Here is a 12,807-nt window from a genome sequence, read left to right as displayed (position 1 = left end):
AGTTAGCTGTCGGCAACAGCCTAGGAGAACGGCATGGAGCTATCGGGAAAAGTCGCGCTGATCACCGGCGCAACGTCGGGCATCGGCCGGGCGTCCGCCTTTCGCCTCGCCTCGGAAGGCGCTTCCATCGGCGTCCTCGGCCACAGCAGGAATGATGTCGACGATACCGTCACCGCCCTTATCGCAGCCGGCGGCAAAGCTCTGGGCCTTATGGCAGATGTCGCGGACGAAGCGGCCATGAAAACCGCCCTTGATACGCTGATCGCTCATTTCGGTCGGCTCGATATCGTGCTTGCCAATGCCGGCATCAACGGCGTCTGGGCGCCGATCGACGATCTGCAGCCTGCGGAATGGGACCGGACGATCGCCGTGAATCTACGCGGCACTTATCTGACGCTGCATTACGCCGTGCCGCATCTGAAGACGCAAGGGGCCGGTTCCATCGTGGTCGTCTCGTCGATCAACGGCACACGCACCTTCACCAATGCGGGCGCGACCGCCTATAGCGCCACCAAGGCCGCGCAGATCGCCGTTGTTCAGCATCTTGCGCTGGAGCTCGCCAAATACCGCATCCGGGTCAATGCCGTCTGTCCCGGCGGAGTCGTTACCCACATTTCGGAAAGCACGGTCAAGCGCAATCAGCAAGAAGCTGCCGTTTCCATCGTTTGGCCGAAAGGCAGCGTTCCCCTGAATAATGGCCAGCCCGGCAGTGCCGACGACATAGCCGAAAGCGTATTGTTCCTTGCCTCCGAACGCTCGCGTCACATCACTGGTACGTCGATCTTTATCGACGGCGGCCAGGGCCTGTTGACATAGCTGGCAAGGGCACCGCTCAATAATGCGGCGGCTTGGTGATGGCCGGTGCGTCCAGGCTCTGTTCTTCCAGCGTCAGGAAGCGCTCGGTCAGCCGGTCAAGCTTCTGGCGCGTCTGCTCGATCACTTTCCACTGCTCAGCCATCTGATCGGACAGTTCCTCGATCGTCTTTGCCTGATAGGCCAGCAATTCTTCGAGTGCGGTGATACGGCTTTGTTCGTCTGACATGTCTGTTTCCCTTCGGCTGCGATCTATAGCACCCCGAAAGCAGACGTATAGTGACTCAATCAGGCATATGACGGGCGCCGGCGCCATTTGACGTTGATGTGACAAAACTGAAAAACAGATGAAAAGACCCGTTACCTAACTGACATCAGGGCCTTCTAAAGAGAGCGCAGAGACGCGCCAGTTCGAAGGCAATCCCTTTGCAGGCGCGCCCTTTCTGAAGACCTCGGAGACGCGCCTTGAAGATCATCCAGATCACCGACACGCATTTGAGTCCCAACAAGCCGCATTTCAACGGCAATTGGGAGCCGCTGGCGACATGGATCGAGGCGACTGGCGCCGATCTTGTCATTCACACCGGCGACCTCAGTGTCGACGGCGCCGATAAGGATGAAGATCTGATCTTTTCCATGGAGATGATGCGGCAGGTGTCGCTGCCGATGCTCATCGTGCCCGGCAATCACGATGTCGGCCACCTGCCCGGCTCCTATCAGCCCGTCAATCCCGAGCGGCTGGCGCGCTGGCGTCGCCTCGTCGGCCCGGATTATTGGGCGAAGGACGTCGACAACTGGCGGCTGATCGGCCTCAACAGCCTGTTGATGGGCTTTGAGGACGCCGAGGAGCAGAAGCAGTTCGACTGGCTGCAAGAGAAGCTCGAAAGCCGTGGCGACCGCCGCATTGCCCTCTTCGCGCATAAGCCGCTCTTTGTCGATGCGCCGGGTGAGGGCGATACCGGCTACTGGAGCGTGCGCCCGGCGCAGCGCCGCCGGCTCTACGATCTGATCTCGGCCCATGATGTCGCCCTGTTCGGCAGCGGCCACCTGCATTGGACCTGGGAAGGCCGTTTCGACGACACGAACCTGGTCTGGGCACCGCCCGGCGCCTTCATCCTCGACAAGATGGAACGCGAAATGCCCGGCGAACGGCTGATCGGCGCCGCGATCCACGAGCTTGGCGAGAGTGTGTCGACCGAACTCGTCGCCGTGCCCGGCATGACGGCCTACTTCCTCGATGACGTCGTCCTGGAAGTCTATCCGCAGGCAGCACCCAAGGCACAGAAGGAGCCGACCGAATGAGTGCGCTTTCGCTTCGCGGCATCGCCAAATCCTTCGGCGGCAACGCCATCCTCAAGGGCGTCGATCTCGATGTCCAGCCCGGCGAATTCATCGCCCTCGTCGGCCCCTCCGGCTGCGGCAAGAGCACGCTGCTGCGCATTCTCGCCGGTCTCGACCATGCCGATACCGGCGAGATCATCCTTGCCGGCGGCGACGTCTCCGGTGTTGCCGCGGCGGACCGCAACATCGCCATGGTCTTCCAGTCCTACGCGCTCTATCCGCACCTGACGGCCTCGGAGAACATCGCCGTGCCGCTCGCCATGCGCCGCCTGTCGCGCATCCAGCGGCTGCCCTTTATCGGTTCGCTGATCCCCGGCCAGCGTGCAACCCGCGCCGGCATTATTCGCGATGTCCGCGAAATGGCGACATCGTTGAAGATCGATCACCTGCTCGACCGCAAGCCCGGCCAGATGTCCGGCGGCCAACGTCAGCGCGTGGCGCTCGCCCGCGCCATGGTGCGCCGTCCCGCCGTCTTCCTCATGGACGAGCCGCTTTCCAATCTCGACGCCAACCTGCGCGTCCATGCCCGCGGCGAGATCGTCGATCTGCATCGCCGCGCCGGCGTTCCCACCGTCTATGTCACGCACGATCAGGCCGAAGCGCTGTCGATGGCCGATCGCGTCGCCGTCATGATCGGCGGACAATTGCTGCAGCTCGCCTCTCCCCAGGCGATCTATGACGATCCGGCCCATGTGGAAGTCGCCCGCTTCGTCGGCCAGCCGCGCATCAACCTTTTGCCGGCGCGGGCTGAAAACGGCATCGTCGCCTTCGGCGGCATCCGGCTCGCGCTGGAAGACGGCAGCATTGCTGGCAACAACGTGACGCTCGGCATCCGCCCGGAATTCGTACGGCTCACCCAGGGCCGCCAGGATGCGCTCGCAGCCCATATCGAGCGCATGGAGTTCCTCGGCTCCGAAGTCATCCTTTATGCCAAGCTCGACGCCATCGGCGAGACCATGGTCGTCAAGCTCGTACCGTCCGAAGTCGCCGGTCTTTCCGCCGGCATGCCCGTTGCGCTGACATTGACGGCTGAACAGGCCCTGGTATTCGCCGAAGATGGCCGCCGCCTGCGCGCGAGACCCATGACCGTCGACGCGGCCCGGGAGAAGGCGCATGGCTAGCGTTGCCGTCACCTCTCTGCCGATACAGTCGGCAGCGGCGCGCGAACGCAGCGAAGCCCGCACGGCATTGCTGTTCGCCCTGCCCGCCATCATCCTGATCGTGCTCTTCATCCTGGTGCCGATCATCGCCGTCGCCTTCCTCGGCTTCACGGATTTCCAGCTCGGCGATAAGAGCCTGCGTTTCGTCGCCTTCGAAAACTATGCGCATCTGCTGAAAGATCGCGCCTTCATGAAATCGCTCTGGAATACGACGGTCTATACGGCCATCGTCGCGCCCGTCTCGATCGTGCTCGGCCTCGGGGTCGCGCTGCTGATCGAGAGCGAAGGCATCGGCCGCAGCTTCTTCCGCACGGCCTACTTCCTGCCCGTCGCCTCGCTGATCGTCGCGATGGCAACCGTCTGGCAATATCTCTTTCACCCGACCATCGGCCCGATCAACGCGCTTTTGGCAGAGATCGGACTGCGCGGCCCGAACTGGCTCGGCTCTTCTGCGACCGCGCTCTACAGCCTGTCGATCATCGGCGTCTGGCAATCGGTCGGCTTCAACATGGTGCTGTTTCTCGCCGGCCTTACCGCCATCCCGCGCGAACTCTATGCAGCGGCCGAAGTCGACGGCGCAAAAGCGGCGTGGGACCGCTTCTGGCTCGTAACTTGGCCGATGCTCGGACCGACGACGCTCTTCGTCACGACGATCAGCATCATCAACGCCGTCAAGGTCTTCGATACCGTCAAGACGCTGACCGATGGCGGCCCGAACCATGCCTCGGAAGTGCTGCTCTTCACCATCTACCAGGAAGGCTTCGTCTATCTCCGGGTCGGTTACGCCTCCGCGATGACGACTGTCTTTCTCGCCATCCTCGTGGTGCTGACCTTCCTGCAATATCGCGTCCAAGACCGGCAGGTGCATTACACATGACGTCCACAGGCTTCACCCCCGGCCGCATCCTGCGCCTCTCGGTTCTGATCTTCGGTTCGCTGATCTTCCTGGCGCCTTACATTTTCATGATCTCGACCGCCGGCAAGGCGCAGGACGATATTTTCACCTCCGCCCTGAAGCTCATCCCGACGCATTTCTTCTACATCGAGAACATCACGCATGCGCTGCGCAAGGTGCCGATGGGCACGCTGCTGCTCAACGGCGTCCTCGTCTGCGGCCTGATCTTCTTCTTCCAGGTGCTGATCGCCATTCCCTGCGCCTACGCCATGGCGAAGCTGAAATTTCCGGCGGCGCGCACCATGATGGTGCTGGTCATGCTCGGCCTGCTGATCCCGATCCATGCGACCGCACTGCCGCTCTATGTCGGCTTCAACAGCCTGTCGCTGCTGAACAGCTACACCGCTCTGGTCGCGCCCTTCTCGATCTCGGTCTTCGCGATCTTCATGTTCCTGCAGTTCTTCCGCGCCATGCCTGACGATCTGATTCACGCCGCCCGCCTCGACGGCATGTCGGAACTCGGCATCGTTGCCCGTGTCATCGTGCCGAATGCCTGGCCCGCGGTCACGGCCTTCGCGATCTTCTCGGTCGTCGCGCACTGGAACGACCTCTACTGGCCGCTGATCGTCATCAGCAAACAGGAATACGCCACCCCGCCGCTCGGCCTCATGTATTTCCGCGCCGCCGAGGCCGGCGACGACTACGGCGCGCTCATGGCGGCAACCCTGATCATCACCCTTCCCCTCGTCGCGGCATTCCTTCTCGCGCAGAAGCGTTTCGTCGAGGGCATCACCATGACCGGTCTCAAAGGCTGACTGGTTCGAAATTCGAAAACGGAGAACGAGCGATGAAGCATATCACCCAGATTCTCGCCGCCGCGGCCATGTCGATGGTCGTGTCGGTCCCGGCCTACGCCGAAACGACCCTGACGGTTCACTACCCCATGCCCGGCTTCTTCAAGAACGTGATGGACACGATCTCGAAGAAGTTCATGGAAGAAAATCCAGACATCAAGATCCAGTTCGCCGCGCCTTCGGCCACCTATGAGGAAGGTATCCAGACCATCCTGCGTCAGGCCGGCACGAGCGAAATGCCCGATGTCACCTTCATCGGCCTCAACCGCCTGCGCATGATGGACGAGCGCAACGTCGCCGTCGATCTCGGCCCCCTCGTCAAGAAAGAGGGCAACATGGCCGACCAGGGCTTCTCGGACACGATCCTGAAGCTCGCCCAAGTCAAGGGCAAGCAGGTCGGCCTCGCCTTCGCAACGTCGAACCCGATCATGTATTACAACGCCGACCTGGTGAAGGCTGCCGGTGGCAATCCGGACAACCCGCCGAAGACCTGGGACGAAGTCATCGCGCTCGCCGGCAAGATCAAGGCGCTCGGCAACGGCGTCGACGGCATGGACTTCCGCTGGCAGGGCGACGACTGGATGTTCTCCGCCCTCCTCTTCGGCGCCGGCGGCAAGATGCTGAGCGACGACGAAACCAAGGTCGCCTTCAACGGTCCGGAAGGCCAGAAGGCCGTCGATCTGATCGCGCGCTTCGTCAAGGAAGGCGGCATGCCGGTCTTCACCAAGCCTGCCGGCGAACAGGCCTTCGCTGCCGGCAAGGTCGGCTTTGAATTCCAGACGACCGGCGCGCTCGTCAACACCATCAAGAATGTCGGCGCCAAGTTCGACCTGCGCACCGCCAAGATCCCGCTGATCGATCCGGTCAACGGCCGCCTGCCGACCGGCGGCAACGCCGTCGTCATCCTGACCCATGACCCGGTCAAGGAAGAAGCTGCCTGGAAGTTCGCCAAGTTCGCTGCCGGCCCCTATGGCGCATCGGTCGTCGTTCCCGGCACCGGCTACGTTCCGAACAACGAACTCGCCGCCAAGTCTCCGGAATATCTCGGTGACTTCTACAAGAAGAACCCGCTGTTCCAGGCCGGCCTCAGCCAGATGTCGGTCATGATCCCCTGGTATGCCTTCCCGGGCGCCAACGGCGTCAAGGTCACGCAGACCATCGTCGACAACCTGTCGCGCATCGTCGAAGGCTCAGCCAAGCCGAAGGAAGCGCTTGATGACGCCGCCTCCGACGTCGAAGGCATGCTGCCGCGTAGCTGATATTTGATCTGATCGCAAAAGCCGCGCCGCTTCTCTTCGGAGAGGCGGCGTTTTCATTTCCAGCAATGCATCAAGACGGAATGGTGAGATTGCGCACTGTTCCACCCGAGCGCAGCCGATAGGGCACCGTCAGATGTCGCGGCGGTGCGGCGTTTTCCGCCATATCGAGCAGCAGCGAGGCGGCAGCCGCTCCCATCGTCGCGTCCGGAATTTCGACCGTCGTCAGGGAAACCTCCCCTAGAAAGCCGAGAGATATCCCGTCGAAGCCGGCGACCGACATGTCGCGCGGGATCGAAAGACCCTGACGCCGAAGAGCCCCCATGACACCGAGCGCCAGCAGATCATTGGAGGCGATGATCGCCGTCGGGCCAAACCGCGACACCGCATCGGAAAGATCGAGCTGTTCCAGGCTGTTCACAAAGGAAATTTCCAGAGCATCGAAAGGCTGCTGCCGCGCCGCTTCCATCGCCCTGACATAGCCGAGATAACGCAGTTTCGCCCGATCCGATGCCGAAAAATGGCCTGATATGAACAGAATGCGGCGATGCCCCTTGTGCAGGAGATGTTCAGTCAGATCCCGTCCCGCACCGAAATTATCGGTCGCGACGGCGGCGGTGAAGCGGGGCGTCGGCGGATTACCGAGCAGCACGGTCGGCGGCAGCGCGGATGACAAGGCAAAACTGCGTTCGGGATCGCAAAGCGTGAGGATCAGCCCGGTGGGCTGCTGCTGGAGGAGCGAGGCAACCGCATCCGCCTCTTGCGCCGGATCATAATTCGATTGGGCGATCAGTACACTATGCCCGGCATGCAGCGCCCTGTTCTGGATGCTGGAAAGCGATGCCGCAAAGACGGGATTGGTGATGCTGGGAATAAGCACGCCGATCGCCGGCCGGCCGTTACCGCTGCGGCTGCCTGCCCGATAGCCGATCTCGGCCGCGGCGCGGCGCACGCGGCGCACCATCTCGTCGCTGACGGGGCCGTTGCGATTCAGCACCCGGCTGGCCGTCGCAACCGAGCAGCCGGCACGAAAAGCGACTTGCTGGAGCGTCGACATGATCTCACGCACCTCCGGCTTCAGGTCCGGCAGCAGCGAAAATATATTGAGCCACAGGAGTGGCCGGCTATTTATCCGAGGTCCATGACAGTTATTTGAAGGATTCTTGTCGCCTCAACTCATCCATTTTCGATGCTCGATGAAGCGCTCTGCAACGAGATCGATGAAGATCCGTGTTTTCGTCGGCAGATAGGTACGGTTGGGATAGATGGCATTGATCGAAAACTCCGCCGGCTTATAGTCCGGCAGCAGCCGCACCAACGCGCCGGAAGCCAGATCGTCCATGATGAGAAAGCTGGGCGCCAGGAATACACCCTGCCCGTTCTGCGCCATATAACGCAGGGTCTCGGCACTGGTCGTCACGATATTGCCGCCGACCTTCACATCGACCTGTTCCTCACTCTCGGTGAAAAAACGCCAGTCGTCGCCATAGGGATAATAGGAATAGCGCAGGCAATTGTGGCTTTCGAGATCGGCTGGCTCGGTCACGGCCGAATGTGTCCGGAGATAGTCCGGCGAGCAGACCAGCACATGCCGCCAGGGCGTTAGTCGTCGCGCCACCAGGCTGGAATCTGGCGGCATGGTCGTGCGGATGGCAAGGTCGTAGCCTTCCTCGATCAGGTCGATCATCCTTTCGCCGATGCTCAAGTCGATTGTCACGGAGGGGTAGAGGCTCAGATATTCGCTGATGACGGGCGACAGGAAGCGGGTGATATGCGTGCTGGTATAGAGTTTCAGCGTGCCGCGCGGCGTCGACGTCGCAGCGCCGGCAGCGCTGTCGGCCTCCTCCAGATCGGCGAGAATCTGGCTCGACCGCTCGTAATAAAGCTTGCCGGTTTCGGTGAGACTGACCTTGCGCGTGGTGCGGTTCAGCAGTCGCACGCCGAGCCGATCCTCCAATGATTGTATATGGTTGCCGACCATGGTGACGGACATGTTGAGACGCCTGGCGGCTGCCGAAAACCCGCCGCACTCCACCACGCGCCCGAACACCTGGAGGCTCGTCAGCCTGTCCATATTGATCCCTCGATTATCCGCTCTGAGTTGATGATCCTTCCCGATTTAAGCACATTATCACGCGACGCGTCAGGGAGCATTCTCCAGGCAACGAAACACCGGCCTCCGCACCGAGGTCGAAAGCATGGAGAAAGACAATGGTCGAGTTGCCGCGCAAGGAACAGTTCCAGACTCTCCTGGAAGCAGATGTGAAAACCCCCGCCGTCGCCGAAGCTCCGGCTACTGGCACCCCTGCCGCCGAAACTCGGAAAGCCAAGTCGGGCGGCAAAATCGCCAAGCGTATGATCGTCGCCACCGCATTGCTGGCCGGCGCCGCCTTCGCCGGCGACTACGGCTATCATTACTGGACGACCGGCCGCTTCATCGAATCAACAGACGATGCCTATGTGAAGGCCGACTACACCACGATTGCTCCGAAGATTTCCGGCTACATCGCCGAGGTGCTGGTAAACGACAACGACCATGTCAAGGCCGGTCAGGTGCTCGCCCGCATCGACGACCGCGACTATCGTTCAGCCCTTACCCAGGCCCAGGCTGATGTCAAAGCCTCCGAGGCCGCCATTACCAATCTCGACGCGCAGATCGCTCTGCAGCAATCCGTCATCGACCAGGCCAAGGCCACCATCGTTGCCTCGCAGGCCTCGCTGACCTTTGCCGAAGCCGATTCGCAGCGCTCGCAGAACCTGATCCGCAATGGCGCCGGCACGACGCAGCGCGCCGAGCAGAGCCAGTCTGCACGCGACCAGGCCGCAGCCAATCTTCAACGCGATCAGGCCGCTCTCGTCGCCGAACAGAAGAAGATCGCGGTCCTTCAGACCCAGCATGACCAGGCCGTTGCCCAGCGCGATCGCAGCGCTGCCGCCGCCCATCAGGCCGAATTGAACCTTTCCTATACCGAAATCGTGGCTCCCGTAGACGGCACCGTCGGCGCCCGCACGCTGCGCGTCGGGCAGTTCGTCACCGCGGGCACGCAGTTGATGGCCGTCGTTCCGCTGAACGCAGTCTATGTCGTCGCCAACTTCAAGGAAACGCAGTTGACCAATGTCCGCCCCGGCCAGCCGGTCGAAATCAAGGTCGACAGCTTCCCGGATGCCGCCATCAAGGGCCACGTCAATAGCGTGTCACCCGCAAGCGGGCTGGAATTCTCGCTGCTGCCCCCGGACAACGCCACCGGCAACTTCACCAAGATCGTCCAGCGCATCCCTGTCAAGATCACGCTCGACGATGCAAGCCTTGCCGGTTTGCTTCGCTCCGGCATGTCGGTCGAACCCGAGATCGACACCAAGGCCGCTGTTGAAGGCCAGCATTGATGCGTGAGGGATTATCCAGCCAGACTGGATGATCCTTCCCTTCCTTCCTCGATTATCACTCGGACCACCCCGTGAGACTGTCTCTTCCAGAGAGCCAGAGGAGAAACGTCATGGCTACGCTTCAGATCGCCGCAAACAGCAATTCCTCCGCAAAACCCGCGCCCGCTGCCGGCGGCGCGGCCACCATGAGCCCGCTGAAGATGTGGACCGCCGTCATCGGCTCCACGCTCGGCGCCTTCATGGCCGTCCTGAACATCCAGATCGTCAATGCGTCGCTGGCAGACATCCAGGGCGCGATCGGCGCCGGCACGGATGACGGCGGCTGGATTTCGACCTCCTACCTGATCGCCGAGATCGTCGTCATTCCGCTGACCGGCTGGCTCGCCCGGGTGTTCTCGGTCCGCACCTATCTCCTCGTCAACGCCATCCTGTTCCTCGTCTTCTCGGTTGCCTGCGCCTTTGCCGCCAATCTGCAGCAGATGATCATTCTGCGCGCCATTCAGGGCTTCTCCGGCGGCGTGCTGATCCCGATGGCTTTTACCATCATCATCACGCTGTTGCCGAAGGCCAAGCAGCCGATCGGCCTTGCCCTCTTCGCGCTGTCGGCCACCTTCGCGCCGGCCATCGGCCCAACCATCGGCGGCTATCTCACCGAGAATTGGGGCTGGGAATATATCTTCTACGTCAACCTCGTTCCCGGCGCGATCATGGTCGGTATGCTCTGGGCTTCGCTCGACCGCGCGTCGATGAATCTCGGTCTGCTCGCAAAGGGCGACTGGCCCGGCATCATCACCATGGCGATCGGCCTCGCCGCGCTGCAGACCGTATTGGAAGAAGGCAACAAGGACGATTGGTTCGGCTCGCCCTTCATCGTTCGCCTGTCTGTCATCGCCGCCGTCTCGCTGAGCCTTTTTCTCATCATCGAGCTGCGCGCCGCCCACCCGCTCCTGAACCTGCGCCTGCTGGTGCGCCGCAACTTCGGCTTCGGCATCCTCGCCAACTTCCTGCTTGGCATCGCGCTCTATGGTTCGGTTTTCATCCTGCCGATCTATCTGACCCGCATTCAGGGCTATAATTCGGAGCAGATCGGCATGGTGCTCGCCTGGACCGGCATCCCGCAGCTCCTGTTGATCCCGCTGGTTCCCCGCCTGATGAAGCGTCTCGACCTGCGCATCATGATCGTCGTCGGCTTCGCCCTCTTCGCCGCCTCGAACTTCATGAATATCTATATGACGGCGGACTATGCCAGCGACCAACTGTTCTGGCCGAACATCGTCCGCGCCATCGGCCAGGCCCTCGTCTTCACGCCGCTGTCGGCCATCGCCACCTCAGGCATCGAAAAGGAAAATGCCGGTTCCGCCTCGTCGCTCTTCAACATGATGCGCAATCTCGGCGGCGCTGTCGGCATCGCCATGCTGCAGACTTTCGCCCAGAAGCGTGAACAGTTCCATTCGAACATCCTGACGGACTCGGTCACGGTCTTCGACGAAGCTACCCGCGTCCGGATTGCGAAACTGACCATCTATTTCATGAATCACGGCGTCTCGGACATTGCGACCGCCCAGCACAAGGCCATCGTCGCCATCGCGCTCCGCCTGCGGCAACAGGCCAATATCATGGCCTATAGCGACACTTTCTACCTGCTCGGCATCGCGCTGGTCGCCGCGCTCATCGCCAGCCTGTTGCTGAAGAAACCCGGCCATATCGAAGGCGGCGGCGCTCACTGAGCAATTCCAGGAAAAGTGCGCAGCGGTTTTCCGTCCGGAATTGCGAAAAAACAAAAGACTGAGCGCCGCTCCCTCCCTCGCCCCAGGAGATACGATCATGACCACCGTCAAGACTCGCCAGGCAGCAGCTTCCCAGGTTGCCTCTTCATTGTCCGATCTTCTCGACATCGAACAACCCGTCTCCGAGCGGGGCGCCATCAGCCCGGCCGCCATTCTCACTCTCATCGAATGGCTTTCGGGCGACGAGGCCCACGCGCTGGATGAGGCCGGCCTGACCTTCGGCCTTGGCCGCCGTCTGAGAAGCCTCGGCCTTCCGGTCGACCGGCTGAGCCTGCATCTCATGACCCTGCATCCGGAAATCCTCGGACGCTCCGTCGCCTGGTCGCCGAACGAACCTGTACAAATCCGCGACCGCGAGCACGGGGCCATCACCCAGACATTTCTTCACAGCGCGTTATGGAAGGCCATGAACACGCGCGATATCGTCATCGCCGGCCGGGATGATGATAGCGATCAATGGCAACAGCTCGACACGTTTGCCGGCCGTGATCTGGTGGAGGTGATGATCGTGCCGCTGTGCAACGCCGACGGTCCCGTCAGTGCGGCCTCCTTCGGCACCAAACGTCCCGGCGGCTTCACACCCCCGGAACGGCAAGTGATCGAGCGCATCATGCCGTCGCTGCGCAATGCCTGCGAACTGCGGACGCTTCGCCAGGTCGAGCTCAGCCTGCTCGACATCTACATCGGTCCGATGACAGCGCAGCGCATCCTCGCCGGTCATATCCGCAAGGGCGAGATCGAGACCATGGAGGCAGCACTCATGCTCTGCGACCTGCGCGGCTTCACCGAGCTTTCCAATCGCCTGCCGGGCGAGCGCGTGCTGGAGTTGCTGAACGTCTATTTTGACGTCGTCGTGCCGGCAATCGCTCGCGAAGGCGGCGAAGTCCTGAAATTCATGGGCGATGCCGTCCTCGCGGTTTTCCCCGGCTATGACGCAACCCGCTCAAGCGATGCCGCGCTCGCTGCCGCCAAAGTCATCCTCGAGCGCCTCGAAATACTGCATTTCCCCGATGCTCGCCTGCAGGCCAGCATCGCGCTGCATTACGGCGAGGTCAGCTACGGCAATATCGGCTCCGGCCGCCGCCTGGATTTCACTGTCATCGGCCCGGACGTCAATCTCGTCAGCCGGATACAGGGCGTATGCAGCGATAGCGGCAGGGCGCTGCTGATGTCACAGCACTTTGCAAAGAAGCTCAGCCATCAACCGAGCATCTCGATCGGCAGCCGATCCCTAAAGGGATTTGACGAAAAGATCGAGCTGTTTGCGCCGTCCGCTCCTTGAAACTTATGCTGCATCAGAGCGAGGATATTTCCATC

The 12,807-nt window shown here is 61.7% G+C and carries 12 protein-coding genes; 9 read left to right on the top strand and 3 right to left on the bottom strand.

Features of this window, described 5'->3' with window-relative positions:
- The first annotated feature begins 33 nt into the window (after positions 1-33).
- The gene (locus K290_RS0120560) at positions 34-816 is read left to right on the top strand and encodes an SDR family oxidoreductase (protein WP_028753620.1); all 783 of its coding nucleotides are present in this window, start codon (positions 34-36) and stop codon (positions 814-816) included.
- A gap of 16 nt (positions 817-832) precedes the next feature.
- On the opposite strand, the gene K290_RS0120555 is transcribed toward K290_RS0120560, so the two are convergent.
- Entirely contained in the window at positions 833-1,042 is a 210-nt protein-coding gene (locus tag K290_RS0120555; RefSeq protein WP_028753619.1) for a SlyX family protein, read from the bottom strand.
- 236 nt (positions 1,043-1,278) lie between these two features.
- On the opposite strand from K290_RS0120555, the gene K290_RS0120550 reads away from it, so the two are divergent.
- The 5 genes from K290_RS0120550 to K290_RS0120530 are packed head-to-tail and all read left to right on the top strand — an operon-like array spanning position 1,279 to position 6,322.
- Positions 1,279-2,115 carry a metallophosphoesterase family protein gene (locus K290_RS0120550; RefSeq protein ID WP_028753618.1) on the top strand — a complete coding sequence of 279 codons (837 nt, stop codon included), beginning with the start codon at positions 1,279-1,281 and terminating at the stop codon, positions 2,113-2,115.
- Positions 2,112-3,275: an ABC transporter ATP-binding protein gene (locus tag K290_RS0120545; RefSeq protein WP_028753617.1), complete on the top strand. Its 1,164-nt coding sequence runs from the start codon at positions 2,112-2,114 to the stop codon at positions 3,273-3,275. Before K290_RS0120550 ends, K290_RS0120545 begins: the two co-directional genes overlap by 4 nt.
- Positions 3,268-4,191, top strand: a complete 924-nt coding sequence (locus K290_RS0120540) for a carbohydrate ABC transporter permease (RefSeq protein WP_028753616.1) — start codon at positions 3,268-3,270, stop codon at positions 4,189-4,191. The genes K290_RS0120545 and K290_RS0120540 overlap by 8 nt, the downstream gene beginning before the upstream one ends.
- Positions 4,188-5,024: a carbohydrate ABC transporter permease gene (locus K290_RS0120535; RefSeq protein WP_028753615.1), complete on the top strand. Its 837-nt coding sequence runs from the start codon at positions 4,188-4,190 to the stop codon at positions 5,022-5,024. The genes K290_RS0120540 and K290_RS0120535 overlap by 4 nt, the downstream gene beginning before the upstream one ends.
- A gap of 32 nt (positions 5,025-5,056) precedes the next feature.
- Positions 5,057-6,322, top strand: coding sequence for an ABC transporter substrate-binding protein (locus K290_RS0120530; RefSeq protein ID WP_028753614.1), 1,266 nt, complete (start codon positions 5,057-5,059; stop codon positions 6,320-6,322).
- A gap of 70 nt (positions 6,323-6,392) precedes the next feature.
- On the opposite strand, the gene K290_RS0120525 is transcribed toward K290_RS0120530, so the two are convergent.
- Entirely contained in the window at positions 6,393-7,376 is a 984-nt protein-coding gene (locus tag K290_RS0120525) for a substrate-binding domain-containing protein (RefSeq protein WP_028753613.1), read from the bottom strand.
- Between the two features lie 114 nt (positions 7,377-7,490).
- The gene (locus K290_RS0120520) at positions 7,491-8,393 is read right to left on the bottom strand and encodes a LysR family transcriptional regulator (RefSeq protein WP_028753612.1); all 903 of its coding nucleotides are present in this window, start codon (positions 8,391-8,393) and stop codon (positions 7,491-7,493) included.
- A 137-nt stretch (positions 8,394-8,530) separates the two neighbouring features.
- Here K290_RS0120520 and K290_RS34640 point away from each other — a divergent pair, with 137 nt between their 5' ends.
- The 3 genes from K290_RS34640 to K290_RS0120505 all read left to right on the top strand — a co-directional run bounded on the left by K290_RS34640 (position 8,531) and on the right by K290_RS0120505 (position 12,772).
- Entirely contained in the window at positions 8,531-9,703 is a 1,173-nt protein-coding gene (locus K290_RS34640) for an HlyD family secretion protein (protein WP_037135875.1), read from the top strand.
- A 110-nt stretch (positions 9,704-9,813) separates the two neighbouring features.
- Positions 9,814-11,430 carry an MDR family MFS transporter gene (locus K290_RS0120510; protein ID WP_028753611.1) on the top strand — a complete coding sequence of 539 codons (1,617 nt, stop codon included), beginning with the start codon at positions 9,814-9,816 and terminating at the stop codon, positions 11,428-11,430.
- 97 nt (positions 11,431-11,527) lie between these two features.
- Positions 11,528-12,772, top strand: a complete 1,245-nt coding sequence (locus tag K290_RS0120505; protein ID WP_051264150.1) for an adenylate/guanylate cyclase domain-containing protein — start codon at positions 11,528-11,530, stop codon at positions 12,770-12,772.
- Positions 12,773-12,807: the final 35 nt, after the last annotated feature.

It is taken from the genome of Rhizobium leucaenae USDA 9039, from assembly GCF_000426285.1.
GTDB lineage: Bacteria > Pseudomonadota > Alphaproteobacteria > Rhizobiales > Rhizobiaceae > Rhizobium > Rhizobium leucaenae.
Note: the sequence above shows the minus strand (reverse complement) of the source record. Positions and strands in the feature narration are given on the sequence as shown.

What these genes read in the sequence shown, in the direction of transcription:
- K290_RS0120560 (WP_028753620.1), top strand. Translation starts at nt 34, where the DNA reads ATGGAGCTATCGGGAAAAGTCGCGCTGATCACCGGCGCAACGTCGGGC.
- K290_RS0120555 (WP_028753619.1), bottom strand. Translation starts at nt 1,042, where the DNA reads ATGTCAGACGAACAAAGCCGTATCACCGCACTCGAAGAATTGCTGGCC.
- K290_RS0120545 (WP_028753617.1), top strand. Translation starts at nt 2,112, where the DNA reads ATGAGTGCGCTTTCGCTTCGCGGCATCGCCAAATCCTTCGGCGGCAAC.
- K290_RS0120540 (WP_028753616.1), top strand. Translation starts at nt 3,268, where the DNA reads ATGGCTAGCGTTGCCGTCACCTCTCTGCCGATACAGTCGGCAGCGGCG.
- K290_RS0120535 (WP_028753615.1), top strand. Translation starts at nt 4,188, where the DNA reads ATGACGTCCACAGGCTTCACCCCCGGCCGCATCCTGCGCCTCTCGGTT.
- K290_RS0120530 (WP_028753614.1), top strand. Translation starts at nt 5,057, where the DNA reads ATGAAGCATATCACCCAGATTCTCGCCGCCGCGGCCATGTCGATGGTC.
- K290_RS0120525 (WP_028753613.1), bottom strand. Translation starts at nt 7,376, where the DNA reads ATGTCGACGCTCCAGCAAGTCGCTTTTCGTGCCGGCTGCTCGGTTGCG.
- K290_RS0120520 (WP_028753612.1), bottom strand. Translation starts at nt 8,393, where the DNA reads ATGGACAGGCTGACGAGCCTCCAGGTGTTCGGGCGCGTGGTGGAGTGC.
- K290_RS34640 (WP_037135875.1), top strand. Translation starts at nt 8,531, where the DNA reads ATGGTCGAGTTGCCGCGCAAGGAACAGTTCCAGACTCTCCTGGAAGCA.
- K290_RS0120510 (WP_028753611.1), top strand. Translation starts at nt 9,814, where the DNA reads ATGGCTACGCTTCAGATCGCCGCAAACAGCAATTCCTCCGCAAAACCC.
- K290_RS0120505 (WP_051264150.1), top strand. Translation starts at nt 11,528, where the DNA reads ATGACCACCGTCAAGACTCGCCAGGCAGCAGCTTCCCAGGTTGCCTCT.